Origin of the sequence: uncultured Fibrobacter sp. (genome assembly GCF_947166265.1) — a bacterium.
In the GTDB taxonomy this organism is placed as follows: Bacteria; Fibrobacterota; Fibrobacteria; order Fibrobacterales; family Fibrobacteraceae; genus Fibrobacter.
Map to the genome: position 1 here is coordinate 1 of NZ_CAMVDO010000021.1, position 26,764 is coordinate 26,764.

Consider the following 26,764-nt stretch of genomic DNA (forward strand, 5'->3'; position numbering starts at 1 on the left):
AAACATTAAAGACCGTAGCAATAAAATGCTGCGGCCTTTTTTGTATGGGGGAGAGGTGCTTTTTTGCGTGAAAATGTTATTTTTTTGAAAATTTGTAAAACTCTCGCTCAAGACTATGCATATCCTAGAAAAAATTAGTGAATTTGTGGGCAAGTGGATGGCGCTTGTCATTTTGGCCACGGCGGCGTTCTCGTTGTTTCTTCCCAAGTCGACCTTGTGGATTGAACTTTCGTGGGTGAATTATCTGTTGATGATTGTGATGTTCGGCATGGGGCTTACGCTTCGGCTGGGCGATTTTAAGCTCGTGTTTACGCGCCCGAAGGAAATTATTATCGGGTGTGCGGCGCAGTTCATCGTGATGCCCGCGCTTGCATTCCTGCTTTCCAAGGCTTTCGGGCTTGATGCGGCCCTGATGGCGGGTGTGGTTCTCGTGGGTACCTGCCCGGGTGGAACCGCGAGCAACGTCATTACCTACCTCTCGAAGGGTGACGTGGCGCTTTCTGTGGGCATGACGAGCGTGAACACTTTACTCGCTCCGATTTTAACGCCGGCGATTACCTACTTGCTTTTGCGCACCACCGTAAACGTGGATGTGATGGCGATGTTCCTTTCCATCGTGAAGGTCGTCATCGTGCCGATTGCACTCGGGTTTGTTATCAACAAGTTTCTGGGTAAGTTTACGACCCGCGCCGTGAAAGTCCTTCCGCTCGTTTCCGTGATTGCCATCGCGATGATTGTGGGGGCTGTCGTCTCGCACAATGCGGCAAAGATTCTTTCTACGGGCGCAATCGTATTCGCCGTGGTGATTCTCCATAACTTGCTCGGTTACGGCTGCGGTTTTGGCCTTGGAAAGTTGCTGAAGTTCTCGACGCCCAAGACGAAGGCTCTTTCCGTTGAAATCGGTATGCAGAATTCGGGGCTTGCGACAAGCCTTGCGGCGACTGCATTTGCGTCACTTGCCATGGCGACTGTTCCCGGCGCCATCTTCTCGGTGTGGCACAACATTTCCGGAGCGATTCTCGCAAACGTTTACCGTCGGTGGGATAAGTAGGCGAATCTCGCTAATTCGTATTCCTGTCGATTTGTTTGTAAAAATTTACCGAATTTCCCGTTAGGGGAGTTGCTAGTTTTGTGCGGTTTTAGAATATGGGTGAGGTCTATGAGCTTCAACTTTTGTATTTTTGTGCCGAATTTTGTTTATAGGTAGGTTTATTCTGCGCTTTCGTTGGCTGTTTTTACTTGTTGTATTCGTTGGGCTTGCCGAGGCCCAGCTTTTGGATATGTCCGAAATGTCCGAAAGCTACATGGTCGAAAATAAGATCCATAAGGTCAAGGTCGAAGGAACTGTCCACATGGACGACCGTGCTGTCCTTAGCCGAATCGGTATTCGCGATGGACAGAGCTATTCCCCGACGGCCCTCACCGAAAAGGTGCAGTCTTCGGTGACTTCCCTCTACAAGTCCGGTCTTTTTGACGATGTGACAGCCTGGATTGACTATGTGGGCGATGGCACCGATGTGGACCTCATTTTCAAGATCAAGGAGCTTCCCGCCTTGGATACCGCCGTATTCGAAGGCCCCGACGAAATTTCCGAAGAAGACCTGAAACTGAAGGTTCGCCTGATTCCGGGCCAGGTCTACAGCAGGAGCCAGTTGGAACGCGACCGTCAGGCTATCCTGGATTATTACCGTACCGAAGGCTATCTGCTTGCCGAGGTGGGCTATCGCGAAACGCCGGTCGACGAAAACAAGAACATGGTGACCTTCATTGTCCGCGAGGGTGAAAAGGTCAAGGTTCGTCAGTTCGATATTCAGGGCAACGATCACGTGCCTGCCGAAGACATCATGGAACACATGGTGACAAAGCTCGACCAGTGGTGGGGCGGCGGCGAATTCAAGGAAAATATCTTCGAGGCGGACCGCGACACCGTGTTGAACGCTATACGCCATTTTGGCTACCTGGACGCCGAACTTACCGAATACAGTGCCGAATACCTGCCGGACTCCACGTGCCTGTTCTATATGGGCCGAATGGTCCCGATGGGTGAAAACCTGGATGCCCTCTACAAGCAGCTGAACCTTGCTTTGGGCGATTCCGCGACGCCGCTTTACAAGATGGCGGGCAAGCCGACAATGCAGGTGACGCATATTTTCCGCAAGCACCGCGAGGTGGGCGAAATGCCCTGGGTGACTAGACCGAAGGTCACGGTCAAGACCGAAGAGGATGCCTGGAAAATGTTGAACGACATTATCCGCTACGAAAGTGCCCGCAAGGAATTGCTCGAAATCGTAGATGGTCGCAAGTGGAAAAACGCGAAAATCGATTCTCTCCGCAAGATCAAGAAACGCTCGACTTACCAGGAAAAGCTTCTGGTGCGCTACATGATCGAAGATATGTTCCCGGCGCTGAACAAGTATGACAACATCAAGACTTCGAGCGCTATCCTGGTTCATATCCACATGATCGAAGGCCGCAAGTACTATATGGGAGGTCTCCATTTCTCGGGGAACGAAGTGCTGAACGACAAGATGCTTGCCTATGCCTTCCGCCTCGACAGTGGCGAAGTCTTTGACCAGTACAAGTACGACGCTTCCCGCAAGGCGCTTCTGGATGCCTATCGCGAAGATGGCTACCTGTTCGCGCAGTACGAAGAAACCCGTACTTTCGAAAATGACTCGATTGTGAACCTGTCCTACAAGATGACCGAAGGTCTCCCGGCTCAGATTCACAAGGTGCATATCCACGGCAATACCAAGACGAACGAAAAGGTGATCCGCCGCGAAGTCCGCCTGTATCCGGGCGACACGTATCGCCAGTCCCTGTTGGAACGTAGCTTCCGCGAAATCATGCAGCTCAACTACTTCGACATGGTCGTGCCCGACATCAAGGTGGTGGGCGAGCAGGACGTGGACCTCGACTTTACCGTGCAGGAAAAGGAAGCGGGAACAGGTCAGTTTAGCCTGGGTGTTTCCTATAGTGAAAGCGATGGTGTCGTGGGTACGGCAAGCGTGTCGATTCCGAACTGCTGTATGGGTAACGGCCAGGCCGCCTCGTTCAGCGTGGAATACGGTATGGACAAGAAGAGCGCCTCGGTGAGCTTCCAGGAACCCTGGTTCCTCGACAAGCCGATTACCTTGGGTACAAGCCTCAGTTATTCCTGGTGGAACATGTCCAAGTACGACGACCCCGACATTACCCGTTACGGTGGCTCGGTCTACCTGGGTAAGCGCCTCAAGTGGCCCGATGACTACTTCTACGGACAGATCGGTTACAGCTGGCTCATGAACAAGCAGGGCCCCAACATTGACGACAGCTACGTTGTCTATACCGGTGTGGAATCTGCCTTGAACTTCCGCTTGCTCCGCGACGACAAGAACCTGCCGCAGTTCCCGACCGAAGGTTCTCGCTATGTGCTTGACGTGCAGTGGGCCGACGATGTGCTGTTCAGCGACTTTAGTTTCGTGAAGACCGAACTGACGATCAAGTGGTGGTTCCCGCTGTTCCGCGACCGCCTGACAATTGCGCTCACCAACCAGTACGGCGTTATCTTCGGCGATCAGCTGCAGTACCGTACGCTCTACAACATGGGTGGCGTGATGGGTTACGAAGGCATGATGCGTGGATATAGCTCGGGCTCTATCGGATATCGTCGCCTGGGTCGTAGCTACCAGTACACGGGTGCCGAACTCCAGCTCGGCCTTGTGCCGCAGACCTTCTACCTGTTGCCGTTCTTCTTTGATGCTGGTAACGTGTTCGGTGAACGCTACAATCCGCGCACCAAGGTCCCGAAGCCGAGCCGTAGCCCGCTCAGCGAATGGGATCCGACGAGCCTCAAGAAGGATATCGGTTTCGGTTTCCGCGTGATTGTGCCGATGCTCGGTATTATCGGCTTCGACTTTGCATGGCCTTTGGATGTGGGTGAAACCTATAGTGGAACGCAGCGTACCGAAGTGGGCGACATGCAGTTCAACTTTGTCATAGGCCAGGGCTTCTAAACCTTACCGGAATTCAGTTGTACGTATGAACGGGCTTTTCGAGGCCCGTTCCTATTTTTTTATATTATGCCTGACTAAGAACAAACTCTTTTCGGAGTACGATATGATGAAGTACTTTTATGGTGCGGTTCTGTGTCTTTTTTTGGGGGCTTGTGGAAGTTCGGGGTCGGGAAGTGACAATGTCAATCAAGAGGAAATTCCCGAAAGCTCTTCCGATTCTCTCGACAGCCTCCAGAATGTTGAAGACGACGATCCGGTAGATTCGATTCCTGATAGCTATATCAAGGATGTGGCTGTGGATTTTGAACTGATCCAGGAAGAGGGTAGCTCCTTCAGGGATAATTTTGAAGCCGTTCAGGTGGGCAGGTACCGCTGGATGACATCGAACGTTTCCAAGAATGAAATGGTGACGACCAATATGTGCTATGGGGATAGCGCCTCCAATTGCGATTTGTATGGTCGCCTGTTCAAGTATGTTTATGCCGGGGATGCTTGCCCCAATTCCTACCATGTTCCCACTAAGGAAGACTGGTTTAATCTGATGAGCTTGCGCTTGAAGTATCCCGATCTGGATACCATGCTCAATCTTTCTTACGGTGGTTTCTGTTCGAACGTTTTTGGATCTACCACCTGTTCCGGGATAGATACCGACGCCTACTACCTGACGGCGGATAGCCTGGTGGCGCACGTTAAGAAGGGAAGCAAGGGCGTTTCGTTCTCTAAATTCAGCATGAACGATTACTACAGTCTTCGCTGTGTTGGCTATGTGGATATCGTCGAAAATCTCAAGGATCTGCCGACGTGTAATGAGAGTAGCGCTCAATGGCTGGACAGGTTCTATGTGGTAAAGAAGAAAAGCAACTACTATTGCACGGGGAGCCGGTGGGTTGACGATTTTACGGATGATTGCGACAAGTCGCAGAAGAATGTCTACGTGACGTTCAACGACTCCGCATACGTTTGCAAGAATGGTTACTGGCAACTGGCGAGTATCAACGATTCCAGAACCCCCTGCACCGAAGATATCGACAGCAGCTTGATTGTATTTAACGGAATCCATTACGCCTGTGAAGACCGCCTTTGGCGTAAGTTCAGCGAGGTCGAAGATTCCCTGGGGTATTGCAGTGGAAAGCGTTTCTTCAAGTTGGATTCCCTTGTCAAGGGGGATTCCTACGCGGTGTATGTCTGCGATGCCTTGGGCTGGCGCAGTGCCAAGAAGTTCGATTACCTGGGCTATTGTGGCGAGGAACAGTACCGAAAAATCGACACGCTCAAGATGGAAAAAGATACGTCGGTCTATTTCTGCGACAGTACGGGATGGCGCCTTGCTGAAAATACGGATTATCTGAGAGAATGCAATGCGAAAAACTATGGAAAGGTCGCGTCGTTGAAACTTGAAAATGACACCCTGGTATACGCCTGCGATTCTAGTGGCTGGCGCTATGCCGTCATCGAAGATGTTTATGGCGTATGCGATAGTGCGGGGACTTACAAGATAGCCTCTTTCGGGGGAAGGAACTATGTTTGCCGCGACAGCGACTGGGATGATTTTACTTCCCTTGAAAACGCTCTTGGAATATGCACTCCCAAACGGCAGGGCGTAATTGATACGGTTCCTGACGGATACGACTACATTTGCGACCTGGAAAATTGGCGCAGGACGAAAAAGGACGATTACCTCGGGACATGTACCGCAAAGCGTGACGGCGAAATGCGTCGCTATGATGGTTACGGCTACATCTGCAGGGATTCTGTTTGGAGACAGCTTTCCAAGCTGGAGTCGGAACTTGGACTTTGCGAATCGAGTAACCTCGGAAAGTTGAAACTGACGGATACGGGAATCGATTACATCTGCACGGAAAGCGGCTGGAAAACTGCGAGCCTCTCCGAAGTCATGGGCGAGTGCAATGCCAAGAACGAGGGTAAACTCGGTACTTACGGCGGAATCAAGTACTACTGCAATGGCGCGAAGTGGTTGCTCGAAGGTGGCCTTACGGAACTGGGGCAGTGCCTGATTTCCCGGATGGGAACTTTAAAGAAACTGGATGGAATAAGCTATGTGTGTGACAGTTCGGGCTGGCGTTCGCCTCGGTCCCGCGAAACGGTCATAGGAACCTGCACCGCGAAAAACCAGGACTCCGTGAAGGTGAAAAACGACTCCGCCTTTGTTTGCAAGAATGGGTACTGGTCTATGGTGAGCGTGTCGGAATACCTGGGGGCTTGTACCAGCAGCAATGAGGGCGAGGTCAAGTCCTACGCTAAGAAGGATTTTGTTTGCTCCGATACGCGTACTTGGCGTGAGCTGAATGAATTTGAATCGAGAAACGGGGTGTGCGCTCCATCCGTTTACGGAACCATCATACAGGAGGATAGCCGCTATTACTATTGCTATGGTGCCAAGTGGAAACAGGTGAGTACCGCGTTCGGAAAAATGGGAAGTTGTTCGCTGACGGATACGTCTACCTACATCAGGCCGGATTCGGTTTATTTCTGTAGCAAGGGTAACTGGATCTATCTTTCCCCGGCAAACTATCTGGGTGAATGCAATAGTGCTACGCCGCAACAGAAACTTTATGGAAGCATCGTATATTATTGCGATACGACGGCTTCTGCGAACTGGTTCAAGTTGACGGCGAAGGATAGCGTACAGGGGTATTGCAGGACATCGCTCCTAGGCAAAAGCATGACCTACAAGGATTCCCTGTTTATCTGTACGGGAAAATGGAATCCTAAGTCGTGGACTCCGGCAACCGAAAAGGAATTCTTGACCGTCTGCGACGAAAATCGTGACGGGGAGACCTTCTTTAACGGGTTCAACAAATCCAAGTGTGTCAATGGTGAAATTCAGTGTCTCGATCAGAAAATGATGACGGATTCCCGCGACGGTCAGGTGTACAAGTATGTCGAATTGAAAAGCGGTGAAGTTTGGATGAGCGAGGATATGCGCTACAATGGCGTGGATTCTGCCTGGTGCATGGGCGAACTGAATGTTCCGTGTGAAAGCGGAATGCACTATACCTATGCGGCATCGAGAAAGGCGTGCCCTGCGGGTTGGCATATTCCGTCGAAAGACGAATTTATGTACCTGCATCAGATTATGAGGGATGTAAGTTCTGTCTATAACAATGGTGACTATAGTTACGTTTATGGATTGTCGATGCTCTCTAACGCTTTTATACAGTTCTATCGGATGAATGGGATAGAACCGAGAGCTAGGTATATTGACCACAAGGTAAAATCTTATTGGACGTCTGCGGACACGATGGAATATTACTCGTTTACGGATAGGCTGTATTATACGTTCGAGGAAGAACCGATAGGCAACTATGTTCCCCAGGAAACGAGTTTTAAAATTCTTGGACTTTCCGTCCGTTGCAAGAAAGACTAGTGGGGTAAGGTATGAAAATTTTTGATAAATTAAATTTGAAGAACAGAGCCTTACTGGGCGGCCTCTCTCTCTTGGCGGCACTCCTTGTCTCCTGTAGTTCCGGTTCCAGTTCGTCTTCCGATGTGTATGACGAAACCTCGTCGGAATCATCTTCGGAATCTGGGAAGTCTTCTAGTTCACGATTGGCGGAAGGCCCCGTTACGGATGCCGATGTCCTGGATGTGAACGATTATGACAACAGCGATGAGACTTCGGTGACGGATCCCACATCCGACACGAAATACTCCATCGTTAAGCTTGGAATATACATGTGGCTTGGCGAGGATGTTAACAAGGTGACGACCGACGTAAAGAACACCTGTTACGAATACGATGAAAGTCTGTGCCCCAAGTACAAGAGATTTTATATGGCAGAAAACGCGGAGAGCGTGTGCCCCGAGGGGTTCCGCTTGCCGTCCATATACGAATGGAAACAGTTCCTTGCCGAAAAGAAAATCAAGGTCCTTGGCGGACAATGCACCAAGAGGGATACTTTGGAATGTTTCGGCCTCGATTCCTCGGCGAGATACCTAGCCCGCTACGATTCTGCCGTTACCATTGAGGCGGATGGCTCGGTGAGCTATTCGGCGGCCTCTCCCAGGGAATTTTACCATATCCGTTGCGTAAAGCGCAAGTCGATTGTGTCCGATTTATCGGACCTTCCGAAATGCGATAAGAATAGCGATTATGGTACGTTGTTTGTGGGTGCCGAGGACGTTGGTTATGCATGTCGTGACGGGGAATGGAAACAGTCGCTTTCCAGGTCTTGCCTTCCCGAAGAGGCTAAAACCCTGGTAGCCATTCACGACTCGTTGCTGTATGCCTGTATTGATGGTGACTGGACCTTGGCCTCGATTCAGGACGTGGATGAAAAATGCACTTCGAAAAACTTGGAACGTGAAATCCTGCTGAATGGCAAGCGGTATGCCTGTACCGATACCGGCTGGATGCTCCTGAAATTCCCTGGCTCGGAATTGGGCTACTGTTCGGAGTCGACTTTGGGAAAGACCGCCATGGCCCTGCACGACAGTATTTATTACCATTGCGATTCCACGGGTTGGCGTATAGCGAGTCTCAATGAAATTCTGGGAACGTGCGATTCTACGAGGTATGGTCGTAGCAAGAGCAGTCGAGGAGAAAAGTTTGTATGCCGTTTCGGTTCTTGGGACCGGTTCTCGGATGTCGAGGAAAAACTCGGTATATGCACTGCTGAACATGCCGGTGAGGCTTTCATATACGAAGGCAACTTTTATGTGTGTGATACGTCTAGGCTTGCCTGGCGAATCGATGACGCACTTTTGCATATAGGAAAATGCGACAGTACCCGCTATTTCGATACGGTCGTGGTCGGAGATGTCATTTACCTGTGCAACGACTATAACCGCTGGCAGAAGACTTCTGCGAAGAACGGAAAGTATTACCTGTGTACCTCGAAAAATCTGGGCAAGATAAAGGATATAGAAGGCGACAACTTTATTTGCAAAAAGAATAGCAGCAACGAGTACGTATTTGACTATGCCACGAGCCTGGAATTAAAATTCGGCTATTGCCCGCAGGCGGACACCTCTCATGTCGTAAGCGGCGATTCCGTGTATTACTGTTACAACGGAAACTGGAAGTACTACGGGAAATATGTTCCTAGGGATACGGTCTCCAAGGACACGGTTGTGAAGGATACCGTGAAAAAGGATACGGTTCGTAAGTATCCGATAGCTGATATACCGGAGTGTAATTACTATACGCGTGATTCCGTTTTCTTCACCGGACTGACGGAGTATAAATGCATGGTCAGTAATGAAAATTACTACTGGAGACTATATTCGGAAGATTCTGTCCTGAACCAAAAGGGCTATTGGGTGGAAACAATTACTTTAGGGACGCAAACCTGGTACTGCTATACGAGGGATAAGTTCACTTGGTATATTGCAACGGGGACGGATGTCTCGCATTATGTACCCCCTGTAGAACCTACGTGCGCAGAAGGATTCCATATACCCTCGGTTGCGGACTGGAAAAAACTTTTCAACACGATGAATGCAAATGTCCCTGGAGGCGATGCTCTTTGGTACTTTGCGAATAAGCCGGGTATTCCTAGAAATTTCGGCCTTGAACTTTATCGGGTCGATGCGTATTGGGCGTCTGACGAGGTGGACGCAAGTAATGCAAGGTGTGTTAAAGTGAAGGAATCGTCGTATTCCTTTGATACATGCAGGAAGGGCGATCATTTATTTACGATTTGCGTCAGTGATTAAAATGATTTTAGGGCGTTTTGCGATGATTCCTTATCAAGGGCGCCCTATATTTTTGTAAATTGTATTTATGATGTTTCGAAAACTGATTATACTCCTTTCTCTGGTTTTTGCGACCGTGTCGTTTGCCGAAGACGGCCTGCGCATTGCGCATGTGGATTCCAAGCTGATCTTTGACGGCTACAAGGGGACCAAAAAGGCGCAGGAAGAATACGACCGCCAGGTGGCCAAGTGGGAACAGCAGGGCAACTTGCTGCAGAAGGAACTTTCTGCGATCAAGGAAAAGCTCGACAAGCAGGTGCTGATGCTTTCCGACGAAAAGAAACGCGAACTTGAGGCGGAGTACAACAAGAAGGATATTGAACTCAAGAATTTTATCGACCGTGTGTATGGCCGTAAGGGTGAGCTGATTTCTGAAAACGAGAAGGTGAGCGCCCCGATTATCCAGCTGATTCGAAAGGCGATCAACGAAATCGCCCTGCAGGAAGGCTACGACATGGTGGTGGACCGTGCAACCGGTGCCGTCGTGTTTTGGAAAAAGGAAAATGACCTCACCCAGAAGGTCCTGGATTACCTGAACAATCGATAGTCTGAATAATCGATAGTCTGGTACAGGCTGGAGTGGTGGTTCGGGGCCGTGTGGCCTGTACCGCAGTCCTGAAATTGTTGAAATCGTGTCCTCGGTACAGGTTAACCGAGGACTTTTTTTTGTTTTAGCCTGTACAAGGCAGGGGTATTGGGCTGGAAAAGGGATTGGCGGGAAAAGGGATTGTTAGCCCGCAATATTCCTTGCTTGCGCAAGGTTGCGGTCTAACCCTATGGGCTCGATGCAAGCTGCGCTTGCCTCAAGCTCATAATTTGCCTCTTCGCACTTCGTGCATGAGCCAAATTATGCCGCACCCTCTCCCCCAAGGGGTCTCGGGTCCGACCCATAATCATTCGAATACAAAAAAGGCCTAGCTTTATGCTAGGCTTCTTTTGTATTCGAGCGGGAAAAGGGACTCGGACCCTCGACCCCGACCTTGGCAAGGTCGTGCTCTACCAACTGAGCTATTCCCGCGAGGTGACCCAATTATAGAATAATATTTTGACTATGTCAAGGGTTGGTGCAAAGAAAAAATCAAAATTCCGTTCTTTTTTCCTCTCAGCTCGAAAAACCCGGCTTTAATGCACAGGAATCCGTGTGGGAGCGGCAGCGGAAGTTTTGCGAAAAGGTCTTCCGAGATAAGGAAATCCTGCCCGAGCTTGGAGCAGAGCGTCTGAATGCGGGAGGTCGTGTTCAGGACATCGCCGTGGTAAGCCATTTCGCTCCCGAAGTTGCCGACCTCGGTCGAAATTACCTTGCCGCAGTGGGCGGCCGCCTTGAACGAGGGGCTTACCCCGTAGCGTTTCAGGAACTTGCTCCTGGTGCGCTGCATGCATTCGGCGAAGTCGTGGAAACATTCCAGGGGGCGTGCCCTGCGACGGCAGTCCTTCGTTTTCCAGGTCAGGAACACTCCGTCGCCTGCAATCTGGTAAATCTCGCCGTGGTTTTCTTCGCAGCAGTTGGAAAGGAGCCTGTAGTAGTCGCGGATAAAGTTGCTGTATTTCACGTGGCCCAGTTCTTCGGCGATGGCCGTAGAATGTTTCATGTCGATAAACATGAAAATCAGGTCTTCTTCCTTGGGGTCCTGGTACTTGCCGAGTAGCGTGTTGATAAAAACTCGCGTGCCGAATTTCTTGTGGACGGAGCGCACGAAGGTAATCAGGTGCCCGAGAAGGAATAGCGCAAATATCAGGATGTGGTTGCTCGGCTGCTTGAAAAAGTGGAGCACCTGTTTTAGCGAGTTTTCGTTAATGAGTCCTTCGCTCTTGTCGATTTCCCAAATGAGAATGCATAAGGTGAGGTTTGCGCAGATGCTTGCGAGGAAAAAACAGGAGCGGATGAGCAGGGCCGTAACGACCGGCCTCTGGTCCATTTCGTCTTGCAAGATCATGACGTCGTAAATGGAATGCGAAAGCCCGGTGAAAAGGGATAGTTGCAGCATGAACAGGATCCTGCCCGGATTGATGCCGTTGCCGGAGCCGTACATGAACAAAAGGGTCGTGCACAGGGTTACCAGAACCCAGCTACTGATATAAAAGCAGATTGCCTTGCATTTGCGTTGCGTCAGTCGTGTAATGGCCATAGCGCGTATCAGTGGATAAACAGGGGGAGTGCCCAGATCATGGCGATGATGATGATGTCCTTGTACGATTCGTCAAGAAGCAGGGCCGAGGCAAGAAAGAAAATCGAGGTGGATAACGTAAGAAAAATCAGGAGCGGGAGCCGCTTCTTCAGTTTTTGCTTCCAGTTTAATTTTTCTTCGTTGTTCATATTCTCTATATAATCTAAATTTTGCAAAATGTTTCAAGGAACCTAAAATTTTTTGTTGTTAAAAAAATGTTTTGTGTCTATCTTCACATTCCGTTCTGTCAAAAAATTTGCGATTATTGCGATTTTCGGGTAATGCCCGTGCAGCCCCGTATTTATAAGGAATTTGTAAGTTTTTTATGTAAGCAAATTGTATGTTTAGAACGGAAAAATCCCGGACTCCTGGCGACTGCTCAGACACTTTACCTGGGGGGCGGCACCCCTTCCGTTTTGCCTGCGGAATACTTGCGCGAAATTTTTGGATGCCTCGCCTCAGTTGGTGTGAATGTGCATAAACTAACCGAAATTTCGATGGAGTTCAATCCGGAATCGACAAACGAGGCTTCGGTGGAGGCGGCGCTAGAACTTGGCGTAAACCGTATCAGTCTCGGCTTGCAGACGTTCGATGCGGAGCTGCTCAAGTTGGTGGGGCGTTCCCATTCGGTCGAGGCGGGAATCCGGGCGTTGAACCTTTTGACATCTAGGCGCGGGTTACAGGTGAATGCGGACCTGATGTTTGACTTGCCGACTCAGAAGGTGCAGGGTTTCCTGGACGATGTGGACCGCCTTTCGGATTTTCCGTTGAATCATGTGAGCTTTTACGGGTTGAACGTGTCGCCCCGCTCGCGGCTTGGACATAGGGTTTCGCGGGGCGAGCTTGCCATAGACGAGGATATCTACGAACCGATGTACCTGGGCGGCGTAGAAATTTTGGAGCGGAAAGGCCTTAAGCGTTACGAAGTCTCGAATTTTGCACGCGAAGGGTTCGAAAGCGTCCATAACCAGAATTACTGGAATTGCGGTGAGTATGCGGGGTTTGGGCCGGGGGCGCACAGCTTTGTCGGTGGAGTTCGCTACTATGCGCCCGAAATTTATCCGCGCTGGCGCGATTACGTTTCGGCGGGGTGTCCTTCCGAAATGCTGGAGGTCGATGTCCTGAACCGCGAAAGTAAAATCATGGAACTTCTTTGGCTTTCGCTTCGGCAGTCGAGGGGGCTTTCGTTCGCTGATTTAGAGGCCATGGGCGTCCGTGATGCGGAAAAACTTGCGGGGCACTGTATCGATAAATGGCTTGGTAAGAATTTTGTAGTAAAATCGGACGGTTCCATACGGCTTTCGGGACGTGGCTGGATATTTATGGACGACATCGTGACAGACCTTTCGAACGTATATTCCAACTTGGAATAATCCGTGTTGGAATGCGGGTGAGATACGTGTCACAGCAGAAATTTTTATTGTCCGTTTTCTAAAAAAAAATCATATCTTTGGAATGTGTGGTATGCAAATTTTTTTTGCGTGTTTTTTCATTTATCGAGGTCGTAATGCAGTGTATCAAGAAACATTTTCTTTCAGCTTTGGTGCTGTCGGTGCTAGGTCTTTCGACAGCTGTCAGCGCTTTGGAAAATATCGACTGCATCGACTATAGTGGCGAACCCGATGGACGTTGCCAGTATTACCGCATTATGGACAATCGCGGTGCTCGACTGTGGGTTGTTCCGCCGGGAGAAGATCCCCGTGACAGGAGCATTGCGGTTCCGTACGCCAAATTTTATGTGTACGCCCCGCAAGAAGAACAGTTGAATCGCGAGGCTTTTAGGTTTGAGCTGATGTCGAATTCCACGGAAATTCATAACCTGAGTGCCGTGCAGGCAGACTCGGTGGGGTTTGTGACCATCCGTATCGGTAGCGACTATGAATTGCAAAACTTTGTGCTCGGAACTTCTGACGATGCTGTTGCAAGCGACCCGGTCGTAAGCATTGTCTACAATTTTTATGTGCCGTACCTCAAGTACTATGTGGAAGGCAAGGAAGTTACCAAAAAGTCTATCCTCTCTTACGAAGTGGGCGATACGATGCACGTCAATGTCGAGGCGCTGATTCCCTTTGGCCCGAACAAAGATCGGCTTGATTCTGCGCTCGATAGGGACTTCTACTTTTCTACCGAAGGTGCAAGCAAGGATCTTGTTTTCTTGAGCGCGGGCGGAGAAAATCTGAAACAGGCGAACGGTTCGGTGGTGATTCGACTCAAGGGGGGCAAGGGCGAATTTTTGGTGGTGGCCACTAAGGCGATTGACGATGGTTCGAAGTTTAGCTTGAGTTCCTTCGATGATCCGCTCCAACCGAAGCAGTTTATCTTGAACGAAGAGTTCCCCGGCGAATACCAGTTTACCAATCCCGATATGCCGACGCTCGACCTTGCGGCAATCTACGACACCGACGGTGATGGCATTGGCGATAGCATCGCGGCGTGGTTCGGCGGAAATCTCGACTCGGTGGACGTGAAGGATTTCCTGTACAGCTGGCCGAGTGAAAAATCCTACAAGGAATACAGCGGAAAGGTCAAGCAGAAAAAGAATGTTTATGGACTTCCCGACGTGGACGTGAAACTCCAGACGGAATCGGCGGAAGGTGGCCTGAAGGCATACGTCTGTTCCTCGGTGGGCGACCGCTGCGATACCCTGAAGACTGCCCTGGTCGATAGCATCGGGGCTGCGATTCAGTCGGCAACACTCCTGAAGGGGAGCGGTGCGACCGATACCTTGATCGTTCGTTTCAACAAGGTGATGGATCCGACTTGGAAGAGTGGTCGGGGACTCAAGCTGAACGGAAAGTCGATCGATGTTTCCGCAATTTCCAAGGACGGGACTCAGTGGACGTTTACGGTCGAGAAGGGTGTGGTCCAGGTGGGCGACATGCTGAAAATCGAGACTGTCTGCAGCGACAAGGATTGTCCTAGCGGAATCCTGACCGCAGCCGACGGTGTTCCGACGAGTAGGAACAACCAGGAAGTCCCGGTGCAGAATGCCGGACGCGTCTACGTGGACAGCGACAAGAACGGTTTCTACGATCGCAATGGCGACGGCCGCATGGATAGCGCCTCGGTGGGCTTTGAAACTCCCATTACCGAAAGCGATCTCAAAGAAATGGATCTGACCTTCTACTGGCTCGATAGCGATGGTGAACTGGTGGCGATCAAGCCGAACCTGAAGGACCTTACGATTTCGGACAACGGACATTTGCTCGGCTTTGCCCTTGACCCTGAAAAGTACGATATCAAGAAAATGCTCACGGCGATCGATTCGTCGTATTCCAAGGATGGAAGTGTAGAGTACGGGTATGCCACGATTGGAAACAAGGTAACGGTCGACGGAAAGGATACCGTAGAAGAGACGAAGTACGGAATGCACGACTACATGCCGCCGGTCATTTCTTCGACTTTCCTGAATCCGGAATCGTTCCAGATGATGGAGCCGGATAAGTTCAAGGTGACCTTCTCCGAGGCGATCGACTACACGAAGGTGAATTTGTCCGATGACTGCCTCGCGTTCTATGTCGACGGGGCGTGGGTGCATTTCAGCCTTTCCTCGGCGGAATGGGAAGATGACGGCAAGTCGGTTACGTTGTATATGGAAGCGGGCGAAGACCTTTCGAACCGCATGAACCCGGCGGATTCCGTTCGCTTCGATAACTTTACCAATGGCTTGGTGGATCTTGAAGGGAACAACGTTTCTGAAATTTCCCCGGCGGTCATGGTCGAAGGCGACCCGCGCGTGATTATGAAGACGACGTCGTTTGCCGACTTGAACAAGGCCGAGGAATTCTGGGAAAGGGACGAAGAAAGATGCAAGATGGACGGAAAGTGCAGTAGCAAGAGCTTTGGAATTATGCGAGTCAAGGATGCCGAAGCCGCTACGGACCAGTCTTCGCTTGGCGTGTTGATGGATATCGGTTTTTCGACGATTATGAAAGAAGATTCTCTCGGTGCCTCTGTGCCGGATATGAAAGATATCGGGCTGCACTGGGAACTTTATGTGTACACGAACCTGGGTGGCTATGTGGGTGGCGCCTCGGAGTCTATCGCCTGTGACGATTCCTTCTTCGACGGGAACTGCCTCGAAAATCCCGACAAGCTTTATGTCCGCTGGAAAATGCGCGCCGACAATGGCCGCCGCGTGGGTGTGGGAATTTATTTGGCGAAGTTCAAGATTAAGGTGTATGGAGCCAAGGAAGACTTTACGGTTGAAAGAATCTTTAGATGGGGCATCACAGCAAAGAAGCGCTAGCTGAAGAGACTTTCCGAGGATACGATTATGATGAAGACTGTAAAATACATATCGACAATGCTTTTGGCTATGGCCTCCCTTGCCATGGCACAGACGACTATGCCCACGCCGGAAAACCCGGCGACGGGTATCTGGATCCAGCAGGTGGGCGATATCGTACCCCACGCCTCGACCAAGGCGACCTTGTACTATACCAAGTACGAACAGAACGACCGTGTCAAGAGCATTAGCTACCAGTACAACGGGGCGGGCTACCTGCTCATGAAACCCTCGGACCGTAAGACGCTTTGCACCAAGGAGGATTTCTATGAGGCCGATGGCCAAAGGTATTACCTCAAGGGTGCCGATGGCATTGTGCATCACCCCGATGGAAGCCTCTTGGTGGCAGGGCAGGGCCCGTATGTTCATAAGGTGAGGAAAGACGGTAAGGAAACCGGTAAGGGCTGTATGGAAAAGACAGCAGGCATTAAGCCCAATGCTCGTGGTATATGGCATTTGATGATGGACCCGACGGGCGACTGGCTGTGGGGTGCCGACATTCCCGGTGCATTGTACCGTTTTTCGACGAAGGATGATCCGAAAAAGAGTAACTTCGCGGATACGGGCTACGTGGTTCACCTGAGACATGATAACTCAGATCGCGACAAGACCAATAAGCTTTCGACCATTATTTGGGATGGTGAAGGCAGGGCGTTTTTCACGTATTCCGAAGCGGCTGGTGGTGGTTGCGAAAAGTATAACTACAACACCAGAAACTATGAGTCCTGTAATCAGGCCGAAAAGGATAAGGCTAGGTCAAAGGCTTATTTTGGCGTATTTACCGATACGTCGTGGGCAACCGTGAATAGCAGCAACATCGGTAGACTTGGCGGTTCCATTGGCGACCGCGTGATTGACACTCTAAAAATGAAAATCCTGATCGACTCCCTGGAAGGTGCGCATGGTGGTGCGTATGACCCGTATTCCAAGTCCATCTTTGTTTTCGGTGGCGCCCGCATTGTCCAGATTAAGCCCCGCATCAAGGGAGGCGAGGTGACGGCCGAGGAAGTCGCCTCGATAGACCTTCGTAAGTATTTCTTCTTGGAAACGGTCGAGAATATGCCTGAACCCAGAACCCCGCAGGTGGGCTGGCGCCTTGACCAGGGAACGACCGATGGGTACGGTCATATCTTTGTTGCGGCCAATACGGGACACATGGTGTTTGTGGACTTTGCGGCAAACCCGGACAAGTTGATTAACGATAACGTATTGGTTCATGTCCAGTATATCGACAAGTATCTAGATGACTTGGCTCCGCTTTCGGGCGTGGGCGTAATTCGCGAAGGCGGACATACGGGACACGATACCGAAATTTCGAGTGACTCTTACAGCTCGTCGATGGTCGAATATGTCGAGTCTTCGAGCAGTGCGAAGTCGAGCAGCAGCTTGACATCTAGTAGCAGTGGCAATGGAAAGAGCAGTTCCAGCGGCAATACTGAACTCGGCTCTAGCTCCAGTGGTAACGGCGATAATCCAGGCTCTAGCTCCAGTGGTAACGGCGATAATCCAGGTTCCAGCTCCAGTGGCAATGGCGACAATCCCGGTTCTAGCTCCAGTGGCAATGGCGACAATCCAGGTTCCAGCTCTAGCGGCGAGGGTGGCGACAATCCCGGTTCCAGCTCTAGCGGCGAGGGTGGCGACAATCCTGGCTCCAGCTCCAGTGGCGAGGGCGGTGACAATCCTGGCTCCAGCTCCAGTGGCGAGGGCGGTGACAATCCTGGTTCTAGCTCCAGCGGCGAAGGTGACGATTCCGGCTCCAGCTCGTCGAGGGGTAGCGGCAGCGGCGAGGATATCGAAGACAATTCCTCTTCGAGCAGGTACGGCGGTTCCGGTGAAGATATCGAGGATAAGTCCAGTTCTTCGAGGCGTTACTATGGTGCCGACGACTTTGACATAGACGACGGCTCCGGTTATGACGATTACCCGACGGTAGAAAGCTTTGAAAAGGGTGACTCCATTGTTGCAAAGACGGTGGTCCTGGAACCGACGGATCTTGATTCGAGCAACCCGAATGTGGTAGTTATCAACGGCAACAAGTACCTGTTGGTCAATGATCCGAGTGGAATCCCGATGGATTTGCGTTTCAACTCCGGACTGGATTCTGCAAAGGTGGGCGATGTTGTCGCGATCACCCTCAACAAGAAAAAGGTGAAGGAATATTTCGGTTCGCCGGATTCCCTGACGGTTGTTTCGAAAACGGCGGTGCAGCTGGTAGACCCGTCGACCGGTGAAAAGACGGATCAGCTTGTCATCAACCCCGATGGTAGCGTGACGATCTTTGTGACGTCTGACCGCGTGGTGGACGGCGGCTCTATCAAGGTCTACGGCGGAAACCAGATGGTGGTTATCGACAATATCAACTTCTACGACCCGATTCCCAATAGCCGCGTCGGCTACATCAAGGATACCGACGGTGACATGGAATTCGACTACGTGGAAATCCTCTTGACCGATACCTTGTCGAGCAACTACTATCTCGATGATGTTAAGCTGGTGGTGGGTGAAAAGACGCTCACCTGCGTGAACCCCAAGCTCAACACGGCCCGTGACCGAATCTTGGTCGATGTACGTGACCTTGTACTCCCCGGTGTGGGCGAGTTCCCGAAAGACGCCAAGGCGCTCATCTACTATAGCGACAAGACCGGCTCGGGAGCCTCTTACGTCCGCGAATCCTCGCTGATTGAAATGGGGAGCAACGTTATCAAGGATGCCTTTGCCATTCGTAACACGAAGGGCCTGGATTCCCTGTTCCTGCTGTTTAATATCGACCTGATGCCGGTGGATGTGACCTCTCCCGACATGTTGGTGATGCTCAAGCAAGAAGCCAAACGCTACGGTATCAACGATGTTTCCAAGGTCTATATGCCGGCAAAGGACATCGTGATTCTGGTGGGTAAGGATTTCAAGCTCAGGGGAAACGACAGGGATAGCGTTTCGCTTTATCCGAACGTCTCTTTCGAAAACCTCCAGTATATTACCTCCGACGAATACGACCGCGAAATCAGGGTCAAGGTGATGGATCGTCTGCCTTCGGCCAAGAACGTGGAATACTGGGATGACGACGGCGACGGTGTTCTGGATAGGATCGTGACGGTATTCGATCGAAAACTCACCAGTGCCGATATCGATGAAACCCTGTACATGTCTTATCCGTGGTACAGTTTCCGCGGTATGATGGTTCAGTTGCAGGCTCAACCTTCTAGCTTGACGATTGATCCGGCGGATTCGACCCGAGTCATCTGGAATGTGACTTACCCGACACGTTTGGCCACGGGAGTTACGAGCATCAGCGAAAAGTTGCCGCAGGCGACCGTTTACACGTATTATTCGATCTTTAACGAAACCTTCGTGAGCGAAGAGCCCGTTCCGCTGGTTGACCGTATGCCGCCGATTGTGACGAGTGCGACGCTCGATTACGGCAAGAAGGCCGACACGTTGCTGGTGACCTTCTCCGAACCGATTCTCACCAAGGATCTCAACGGGTCTGACTATTTCTCCTATATCCACGGAAAGGATACCATCGAGCTAAAACCGACCCGTATCGACTGGTCGAATGACGGTCTTACTGCAAAGCTGGTGTTCGACGGAAGCAAGGGAACGATCATGCCGGGAGATTCCCTGTTGATCCATCGCGGCGCGGTCGATGCCATCAAGGATAACTACGGCAATGTCGCCGGCGAAAATCCGCAGGCGGTCATTATTGGCGGCCTCCTGAACCATCTGGTGGAATCGACCAATATGGGTAGTTTCGATATCGATGACGGCACAAAGGACGAAGAAGGCTATACGCTCCAGACGGTAAGCTCGGTGAATTTGCGCTACGTCAAGAGTTCTACGACGAAGGAAGACCTGGAACGAGACGGTAAGCTCGGGCAACTGGTGCAGCTGGGCGAACGCTTTGTCCCGCAGCTCCTGGATGGCGCCCAGGTTTCTGCGGACGGTTCTTTCGACCCGTCGGTGCTCGATTCCCTGAAGCCCGAAGATGTGTACATCTCGTTTATCGTGAACTACTTCGATCACCTGGGACAGTACGTGAACGACACGACCATTACGGTGCCGTGTAATAGCCCGAAATTTGGCGAAAACTGCCTTGAAACCGACAAGAAGGTCTTTGTGAACTGGAACTTCAAGGATCACAAGGGTCGTTTTGTGGGAACGGGTATCTATAGCGTTCAGTTCAAGATGATTGTCCGCTACAAGAACAAGAAGATTGAAGAGGAAATCAAGGACAAGTGGGGCGTTCGTCGCAAGAAAATGAAGAAGTAGCTGAAAACGTCGCTTGATTCCTGGAATGTGATATGAAAAGCCCGGATTCGTTTAGAATCCGGGCTTTTTGTGTCGAAATTTATATGCTTGTCTTCGAATCTCTAGTAATGATGAACTAGAAATTCGCCGAAGTCGTTAGAAATTGTCCGGACGGTCGAACATGTGCGTCACGAACTCGGTCACGAGCGTCACGTAGGCATCGTCGCTGAAAAGCGGCTTTTGCAGCAGGTCGATGGTTTCTTGGGTGAGGGAGCCTGTCCTTGCAAGTTCCGCGCCGCCGGCCTTGTACTTGTTGCGGAGCATTTTCAGGCGGCGCGGGCCTCCGCGGTGGTCGAGGGCGCGCATCTGCGGGCAGGCGATGAGCGTGTAGCCCTCGTGCCCGAGAATAATGTCGAACTGCTTGCGGATCGGTTCGTAGACTACGTCGATGTCCATCCAGGCGCAGCTCGAAAGCAGGATGATTTTCTGCCCTTCTTTCTGGAACTGGAGCCCGTGCAGGTTCGAATTCAGCGCGTTCACGCCGTCTTTCAGCTTCTGGCCCATGTAGGGGTGCACCATTCCCACGATGCGGTCCATCAGGACCTTCATCTGTCCCGGCACACCGAACAGGTACAGGGGAAAGCTCCAGATGACAATGTCGGCGTTCGTGAGCTTTTCGCGCACCCAGGGCACGTCGTCATCCTTCATGAAGCAGCTGCCGTCTTCGCGTCCCCAGCAACTGAGGCAGCCGCGGCAGGGCTTAATGTTCAGACGGTCGATAAAAAGGTATTCGCTCTCGAAGTCTCCGTTTTCTTCAAGCCCTTCCACGAAGGCCTTGGTTGGAATCAGCGTTCCGCTGCGTTCGTTCTTGGGGCTTGCGACCATGATGAGGATTTTCTTTTTATCTGCCATGCGTACAAATTTAGAAAAATAATTTTTTTTCATTAATCGTTTTACTTGTGAAGAATAAAATGCGATATATGAATGTCCGGCGCGCAAACAAGGAGGTTCGCCATGTTCTCACTCCCCTCGATGTCCCAGGTAATCGCATGGTTCGGCTGGGGTGACGGTATTGGTGCCGTTGCGGTCATCAGCATTATTCTGACTTTGGTCGTAATCGTGGCACCTGTGATTGCGGGGCTTCTCTTGTATGGGCTGGAGCGCGCGCAAATAGAGACAATCGGGTCGGTGAACCGCGACTTTGCCTATTTCTTCGTGAATTTTTTGACATTCCCCGGTACGTTCGTGCATGAAATGTCGCACCTGTGCTTTGCCGTGATTACGGGGGCCGAGGTCGACGAAATCTGCATGTTCGAAGATGACGGAGGGCGCATAGGACACATCAGCTACTGTACGCGCGGCCCGTGGTTCATGGTGGCGGTGCAGCATACGCTTTCGGCGGTGGCGCCCACGGTGGTGGGCTTTACGCTCGGCTACTTCTTGCTCCAGTATATCTTTGAAGGGGGCCATTCCGTGTTGGAATACATTGGGCTCTGGTACTTGGTAATTTCGTTGATAGACCATTCGACCATGAGCGACTCCGACCTAGAACACTATTTTCAGGGCGTGTGGATCTTTATTCTGCCGCTGTTCCTGCTGTTCTTTTGTTTTGGGTATTTTGGTTAGGGGAGCGGGGAGGCTCAAATGAAAAAGTTTCTGACAAAAGCGTTCCTCAAGGAATGTGTCCTGACTCTTTTGGCATTTGTCGTAGGCGCTGTCATAGGTACCGTAGGCGCGTGTGCAATCAGGCTACTACTTGACAGTGTAGAAATCAAGTGGAAGCCTTCGTTGAGCTTTTACTATACGAATTGCCCTGCCAATCAGGTTGACAACTATTATTTCCAGAAGCTCGAGACTTTCGTGGATCCGCGCGACAGCAACGAATATACGGTGCTCAAATTCGCCGATTACAAGGGGTGCACCATGTCGGAACATGACTCCGGCTTTTTGGCGGGCGACACCGTGACCTTCCACCTGATGCTCGAAAATCTGCGCTACAAGACCAGGTGCAGCAAATGCCTAGATTCTACTTGCGAACGCGGGCGCTACTACCCGTTATACGAACGCGGCCGAGTTTGCCCTGCAGGCTGGAATATCGCAAGTGCTCATCAGAACGCGGCGCTGTTCTTTGCCGGGAATGCTCGAATCCAATACTGGCCGACATTTTCTCCGATCAAGGTGATTGACCCGGAGGACCCGAGCGGTCTTAAACGTCTGCGCTCCCGTTCGCATGACACCTGGGGTCTAGTCGATACCGTGGACCTGAACCTGTCCGGTTATTACAATGGCGAGAAAGGCGTCTTTGAATATGTGGATACCCTGAGTATCGTATGGACGAGTGATGCCATTGCCTCGGTGATTGTGCCGAATGACACGGCCTTGCGGCATTGGGAACTCCTGAAGTCTATCGTGGAAGAGGAAAGGCTGAAACCCGAGTACCTTTACCCCGTGCGCTGCATCCGCATAGATGACCCGAAACATATTATGGATAATCCTGAATCAGACTTGATTTTGTACTACAACAATATGCGGCAACTGCCGTATCTGTACAGGTGAGGAGGTTGAAATGTTTTTCCGCAAGAAACGCTGGCTTTGCAAGGAGGTGGAGGACATGCTGCTTGCGCTCCACCCTGTTTTCCACATAAGCGTAAAAGTGATGGTGAGCGGGAATCCCGTGTTTTTCTCGTTCCGCGATGAACATGGCAACATGATTGTGGACCCTTACGAACGGGGGGTCGTTGGTCTGGATGTGGACTACATGCGCCAAGGCTTTTCGGTAGAAACATTCTATGTCGGCAAGGATGGACTTGACCGTTGGCGCGTCCCCTATATTCGGGAACGCCTCGACCAGTATGTGTCTCGATTTCTAAAGACCAACTGGAATACGAGCCTGAAACAGCTAGATGCCATGCGCGAAGAATTGCGCTTGGCCATCTGCAATAGCATGAACCTGAATATACTTCGCAATAAATACGACAATTCGCCCTCGATCACGTTTGCATTCTCGGAGCTCTCGCCCGAAGAAAAACGATGCGTTTGCGATGTCATCTGCAACCTGGACAGCGACGCCGTGTATGTGCAGCTGAATTTTGTTCTCGACAACATGAACGCCGAACAGATATGCACCACGCTCGATCAACTCGCCCTGTACGATGCAGGGAAAGTGGCGGAATGTGGGGAAGAAGGGGAGGAGGAAGAGTATGAATCCTAACGATAACATCAACGAACGCTACAAAGCTTTTGAGAAAAAGCCGGGCTCCATGAAATGTGCCCTCGGCAATTTCAACAGGATAACCGAGAAAAGATACGCGGCGTTCCGTGAAATTATTGAGGATCACTCTGATATCGGTAAGGCGTCCATTGTGATTATGGCAAGGAACCAGGCCTCGCATATGCTGAAGCTTGCTAATGACGAGAGAATCCCCAAAGACCGTCGAATTCATGAAATCGCGGAAGTCATTGCCCCGATGTATGAAATGTTTTATGACCGCCTGACTTGAGAGACGATTGAGGGAATGGAAGGGGTATTTGAGGGGGGGGGATGAGGGGTGAAAGGGGGAGGAAATATATGTGCTGTTTTAGAAAAAGGTGAGTCGGCACGCCTTTTTTGTTATTTTTTGAAGCTTTGTGACATTTTGTGGCTATATTTAGTCTATAAATGATTGATTATTCATGCGAGGATTTTGGCAATGTCCGATAATATTGATTTGAAGTCTGATCTAGAGAAAATTTGCACCGAAATTACATCGGCAAATGCCGTAGATAAACAGAGGCCTTTTTCGAGTCTCTGGAAAAAATATGTCTTTGAAGTTGGGTATGATGAATTTGCTGAAAAAACTTTGATTGACGGGTATTTATGCAATAGCATTAATTACTGGAAAGATGTCTGGAAGAAGCAGAAACAGGGAGATATTTTTTTCGAGAAACTTCTGTCTGGTAAAAGAATACAAAGTAAAGAACATGGGACTTTGGTTGTTCTGCTGGGAACACTTTCTATTTGTATTAACGAAATTGATACGGCGGGTAAATTTATTAGTCAGGTTTTGCAACTATTGAGCAACGTTCTTCCTGAAAGGTCTGAATTAAATTTGGATGAATTTGAAGAACGATTTTTAAAAAGAGTCGAAGTACGGCCTGTTGATGAACTGAATTTAAAGGTCAAGGCTAAAAATAAAAAAGTGCTGGCTTTTTTCAAAGAAGTAAGGAAACGCTATTCAGATGAAAATTTGAAAGGAGATGCGGTGGTAAATCGAGCAAAGCTTGATTTCGTGATTTCGCTGATGTCTGGATCGAAGGAAAAAAAGAAAAAAGAATCCTTACAGGAAGAAAAAACTGTGGAAAAAAATAATCCTGATGCTAGTGCGAAAGATCAGGATCTAACTAAAGAACTTCAAGAAATTAAAAATAAATATAGTCTTTTAATCGATGCAAAAAAGCGGCTAGAAAGGGAATTGGCTGGTTGTCGTGATTTCTTTCAGCAAAGTAGAGCTGAATGGAAAAAAGAAAGAGAGGATTATGAAAAACAAAAAGTAGCTCTTCAGAATTCTCTAAATAATCGTAGGCTAGAGGTGGAAGAAAAGAAAGCTGAAATCCAGGCTTTAAGAATTCAAACAGAGCAAATGTCTGCGGAACTTGAACAAAAGGAAGCCGTCATTCAGGATAAGAATGAGAGTATCCGGATCCTTAAGGACTCACGGGATGATAGGTATGAAAAAAAAATGAAGTCTATTCAAGATAGGCTTGCTGTGTATTATAGCGCATTCCAAGATTGTCGTGATAAACAAATGAGTGATGTCTTGGGGCGTGTAATGCGTAACTATTTGGAAAATGTTTTTGAAATAATTATGGACAATAAAATGGATTTGAATCAACAATAAGGAGAAAAAATGTCTGAATACATAGGAATTGATTTTGGGACAACCCGAAGCACGATCGTCATTTACAAGGACTCCCAAGATACTAGGGGCATTAGAGACGGAATAACACAATTGGGAAATCCCATTCTTTCTATTGCCGCCGTAAATAAGACTAATGGCAAGTGCTATTATGGAATAGATGCCAAAAGTAAAATTAGTGAGGAATATGACTATATACCCTCCCTAAAAGATTTATTGTCCGACAAGTACAAGTATGACCGTAATTATGGCGGCGTTGCTGTTACTAGGGATTCGATTCTCAAAGGCTATTTTGAACACATAAAAACTATCGTTGAGCGACCTGGCGAGTTAGAAATAGTCATGGCGGTTCCCAATGATTTCCCGATGGTTCGCAGGTGTATCTTGCGTTCTGCGGCAGAGGCTGCTGGATTTAAAATAAAAACTTTTATAACTGAGCCAATTGCGGCATTCTTTGCGAGCTATTCGCATTTGACAGGTTATAACGAGTCTGCAATTTTAAGAAATTATGAAAATGTCGCGATTTTTGACTGGGGTGGTGGTACCCTGGATGTGACCGTGATGCAACGTTCAGGTAGAATTGTGAAAGAACTGGCTAAAAAACGCATGGATTGTGCCGGTAATGCAATTGATGAGCGTGTTGCTCGGTGTGTTCATCAATGGATTTCTGAGAAAACAGGGAAAAATAAATCGTTTGAAGATATGACCTTAAAGACTCAGAACCGAATGAAAATATTTGTAGAAGGAGCTAAAATTAAGCTCAACGGTCAACAGAATGTTGAATCAGTGATGGTCTCTCATGGTGATTACGATGATTATGGTGAAGTTGAGCAGGAAATCACAAAAGAATCATTCAATAAATGTATAGAATACATTATCGATGCCGCTATAGAAACATTAAGAAAAACTATTAATGAATCAAAATTGGGTATTGGTGGCATTGATAAGATTCTCCTAGTGGGGGGGAGTAGTAAACTCCTCCTTCTGCAGAAAAAAATGAAGGCTGAGTTTGGCGACAAACTGCTGATATCATCAGGCGATTCCGATTGGGGTGTTTCTATTGGCGCCGCCTTGCTTTCTTCTGCACCTGGCGATTTTATTGTGAATCAGGATGTTTCGCTTCGCCTAAACGATGGCGATGTTTACCCGCTTATAAAGAAGGAAGAACGAATTTCAAAATATCAAAAAAATCCTCAGCCTTTTTACTTTGGAAAAGTAGATGATTCCGCAAAGGCTGTTTTTACATTTACCGGATCAGAAGATATTGACAAAAGTCCGGAGAAGTATCTTGGAATTCAGACTGCGAATATATGGGATGAGTTGATTCAGCTTGAAGTTTCGATAGATGAAAATATGATTGTAAATATTGTTGCTTCATGTCAAGGCTTGCCCGATGGCGCTCGGTGTTGGTCTTATGCAAATTTGTCTTGCTGTTACGAACTTCCGAATGACTAAGGG

The 26,764-nt window shown here is 49.6% G+C and carries 17 protein-coding genes and 1 tRNA gene; 14 read left to right on the forward strand and 4 right to left on the reverse strand.

What is annotated here, in order from left to right; genetic code table 11:
• The first annotated feature begins 115 nt into the window (after positions 1 to 115).
• The 5 genes from Q0W37_RS10655 to Q0W37_RS10675 all read left to right on the forward strand — a co-directional run bounded on the left by Q0W37_RS10655 (position 116) and on the right by Q0W37_RS10675 (position 10,260).
• Entirely contained in the window at positions 116 to 1,051 is a 936-nt protein-coding gene (locus Q0W37_RS10655; RefSeq protein WP_297701433.1) for a bile acid:sodium symporter family protein, read from the forward strand.
• A 229-nt stretch (positions 1,052 to 1,280) separates the two neighbouring features.
• Complete coding sequence (locus Q0W37_RS10660) at positions 1,281 to 3,995, forward strand: POTRA domain-containing protein (protein ID WP_297701434.1); 2,715 nt, start codon at positions 1,281 to 1,283, stop codon at positions 3,993 to 3,995.
• 103 nt (positions 3,996 to 4,098) lie between these two features.
• Positions 4,099 to 7,383: an FISUMP domain-containing protein gene (locus tag Q0W37_RS10665; protein ID WP_297701435.1), complete on the forward strand. Its 3,285-nt coding sequence runs from the start codon at positions 4,099 to 4,101 to the stop codon at positions 7,381 to 7,383.
• A gap of 11 nt (positions 7,384 to 7,394) precedes the next feature.
• Positions 7,395 to 9,674: an FISUMP domain-containing protein gene (locus tag Q0W37_RS10670; protein ID WP_297701436.1), complete on the forward strand. Its 2,280-nt coding sequence runs from the start codon at positions 7,395 to 7,397 to the stop codon at positions 9,672 to 9,674.
• A gap of 67 nt (positions 9,675 to 9,741) precedes the next feature.
• Positions 9,742 to 10,260 (forward strand): OmpH family outer membrane protein, encoded by a 519-nt coding sequence (locus tag Q0W37_RS10675; protein WP_297701437.1) that lies wholly within the window; start codon positions 9,742 to 9,744, stop codon positions 10,258 to 10,260.
• Between the two features lie 398 nt (positions 10,261 to 10,658).
• Here Q0W37_RS10675 and Q0W37_RS10680 read toward each other — a convergent pair.
• From Q0W37_RS10680 to Q0W37_RS10690, 3 genes are all read right to left on the reverse strand, one after another.
• Positions 10,659 to 10,731: transfer RNA gene (locus Q0W37_RS10680), tRNA-Gly, on the reverse strand.
• Between the two features lie 31 nt (positions 10,732 to 10,762).
• Entirely contained in the window at positions 10,763 to 11,839 is a 1,077-nt protein-coding gene (locus Q0W37_RS10685; RefSeq protein ID WP_297701438.1) for an adenylate/guanylate cyclase domain-containing protein, read from the reverse strand.
• Positions 11,840 to 11,847: 8 nt separating this feature from the next.
• Positions 11,848 to 12,027, reverse strand: coding sequence for a hypothetical protein (locus Q0W37_RS10690; protein WP_297701439.1), 180 nt, complete (start codon positions 12,025 to 12,027; stop codon positions 11,848 to 11,850).
• 66 nt (positions 12,028 to 12,093) lie between these two features.
• On the opposite strand from Q0W37_RS10690, the gene hemW reads away from it, so the two are divergent.
• From hemW to Q0W37_RS10705, 3 genes are all read left to right on the forward strand, one after another.
• Positions 12,094 to 13,251: a radical SAM family heme chaperone HemW gene (hemW, locus tag Q0W37_RS10695; protein WP_297701441.1), complete on the forward strand. Its 1,158-nt coding sequence runs from the start codon at positions 12,094 to 12,096 to the stop codon at positions 13,249 to 13,251.
• 134 nt (positions 13,252 to 13,385) lie between these two features.
• Positions 13,386 to 16,127 (forward strand): Ig-like domain-containing protein, encoded by a 2,742-nt coding sequence (locus Q0W37_RS10700; RefSeq protein ID WP_297701443.1) that lies wholly within the window; start codon positions 13,386 to 13,388, stop codon positions 16,125 to 16,127.
• A gap of 27 nt (positions 16,128 to 16,154) precedes the next feature.
• Positions 16,155 to 20,432, forward strand: coding sequence for a hypothetical protein (locus Q0W37_RS10705; protein WP_297701445.1), 4,278 nt, complete (start codon positions 16,155 to 16,157; stop codon positions 20,430 to 20,432).
• A 135-nt stretch (positions 20,433 to 20,567) separates the two neighbouring features.
• Here the strand turns inward: Q0W37_RS10705 and Q0W37_RS10710 are convergent, their stop codons facing one another.
• Entirely contained in the window at positions 20,568 to 21,323 is a 756-nt protein-coding gene (locus Q0W37_RS10710; protein ID WP_297701447.1) for a flavodoxin family protein, read from the reverse strand.
• 102 nt (positions 21,324 to 21,425) lie between these two features.
• Between Q0W37_RS10710 and Q0W37_RS10715 the strand changes: the two genes are divergently transcribed.
• From Q0W37_RS10715 to Q0W37_RS10740, 6 genes are all read left to right on the forward strand, one after another.
• The gene (locus Q0W37_RS10715; RefSeq protein ID WP_297701448.1) at positions 21,426 to 22,037 is read left to right on the forward strand and encodes a hypothetical protein; all 612 of its coding nucleotides are present in this window, start codon (positions 21,426 to 21,428) and stop codon (positions 22,035 to 22,037) included.
• An 18-nt stretch (positions 22,038 to 22,055) separates the two neighbouring features.
• Positions 22,056 to 22,967, forward strand: coding sequence for a hypothetical protein (locus tag Q0W37_RS10720; RefSeq protein WP_297701450.1), 912 nt, complete (start codon positions 22,056 to 22,058; stop codon positions 22,965 to 22,967).
• 10 nt (positions 22,968 to 22,977) lie between these two features.
• Entirely contained in the window at positions 22,978 to 23,622 is a 645-nt protein-coding gene (locus Q0W37_RS10725; RefSeq protein ID WP_297701452.1) for a hypothetical protein, read from the forward strand.
• Positions 23,612 to 23,911, forward strand: coding sequence for a hypothetical protein (locus Q0W37_RS10730; protein ID WP_297701454.1), 300 nt, complete (start codon positions 23,612 to 23,614; stop codon positions 23,909 to 23,911). The genes Q0W37_RS10725 and Q0W37_RS10730 overlap by 11 nt, the downstream gene beginning before the upstream one ends.
• Before the next feature lie 189 nt (positions 23,912 to 24,100).
• The gene (locus tag Q0W37_RS10735; protein ID WP_297701456.1) at positions 24,101 to 25,288 is read left to right on the forward strand and encodes a hypothetical protein; all 1,188 of its coding nucleotides are present in this window, start codon (positions 24,101 to 24,103) and stop codon (positions 25,286 to 25,288) included.
• 9 nt (positions 25,289 to 25,297) lie between these two features.
• Positions 25,298 to 26,761 (forward strand): Hsp70 family protein, encoded by a 1,464-nt coding sequence (locus Q0W37_RS10740; RefSeq protein ID WP_297701458.1) that lies wholly within the window; start codon positions 25,298 to 25,300, stop codon positions 26,759 to 26,761.
• Positions 26,762 to 26,764: the final 3 nt, after the last annotated feature.

Bases quoted from the DNA above. Each gene is read 5' to 3' on its own strand.
- Q0W37_RS10655 (WP_297701433.1), top strand. From the start codon at position 116: ATGCATATCCTAGAAAAAATTAGTGAATTTGTGGGCAAGTGGATGGCG.
- Q0W37_RS10660 (WP_297701434.1), top strand. From the start codon at position 1,281: ATGTCCGAAATGTCCGAAAGCTACATGGTCGAAAATAAGATCCATAAG.
- Q0W37_RS10665 (WP_297701435.1), top strand. From the start codon at position 4,099: ATGATGAAGTACTTTTATGGTGCGGTTCTGTGTCTTTTTTTGGGGGCT.
- Q0W37_RS10670 (WP_297701436.1), top strand. From the start codon at position 7,395: ATGAAAATTTTTGATAAATTAAATTTGAAGAACAGAGCCTTACTGGGC.
- Q0W37_RS10675 (WP_297701437.1), top strand. From the start codon at position 9,742: ATGATGTTTCGAAAACTGATTATACTCCTTTCTCTGGTTTTTGCGACC.
- Q0W37_RS10685 (WP_297701438.1), bottom strand. From the start codon at position 11,839: ATGGCCATTACACGACTGACGCAACGCAAATGCAAGGCAATCTGCTTT.
- Q0W37_RS10690 (WP_297701439.1), bottom strand. From the start codon at position 12,027: ATGAACAACGAAGAAAAATTAAACTGGAAGCAAAAACTGAAGAAGCGG.
- hemW (WP_297701441.1), top strand. From the start codon at position 12,094: ATGTTTTGTGTCTATCTTCACATTCCGTTCTGTCAAAAAATTTGCGAT.
- Q0W37_RS10700 (WP_297701443.1), top strand. From the start codon at position 13,386: ATGCAGTGTATCAAGAAACATTTTCTTTCAGCTTTGGTGCTGTCGGTG.
- Q0W37_RS10705 (WP_297701445.1), top strand. From the start codon at position 16,155: ATGATGAAGACTGTAAAATACATATCGACAATGCTTTTGGCTATGGCC.
- Q0W37_RS10710 (WP_297701447.1), bottom strand. From the start codon at position 21,323: ATGGCAGATAAAAAGAAAATCCTCATCATGGTCGCAAGCCCCAAGAAC.
- Q0W37_RS10715 (WP_297701448.1), top strand. From the start codon at position 21,426: ATGTTCTCACTCCCCTCGATGTCCCAGGTAATCGCATGGTTCGGCTGG.
- Q0W37_RS10720 (WP_297701450.1), top strand. From the start codon at position 22,056: ATGAAAAAGTTTCTGACAAAAGCGTTCCTCAAGGAATGTGTCCTGACT.
- Q0W37_RS10725 (WP_297701452.1), top strand. From the start codon at position 22,978: ATGTTTTTCCGCAAGAAACGCTGGCTTTGCAAGGAGGTGGAGGACATG.
- Q0W37_RS10730 (WP_297701454.1), top strand. From the start codon at position 23,612: ATGAATCCTAACGATAACATCAACGAACGCTACAAAGCTTTTGAGAAA.
- Q0W37_RS10735 (WP_297701456.1), top strand. From the start codon at position 24,101: ATGTCCGATAATATTGATTTGAAGTCTGATCTAGAGAAAATTTGCACC.
- Q0W37_RS10740 (WP_297701458.1), top strand. From the start codon at position 25,298: ATGTCTGAATACATAGGAATTGATTTTGGGACAACCCGAAGCACGATC.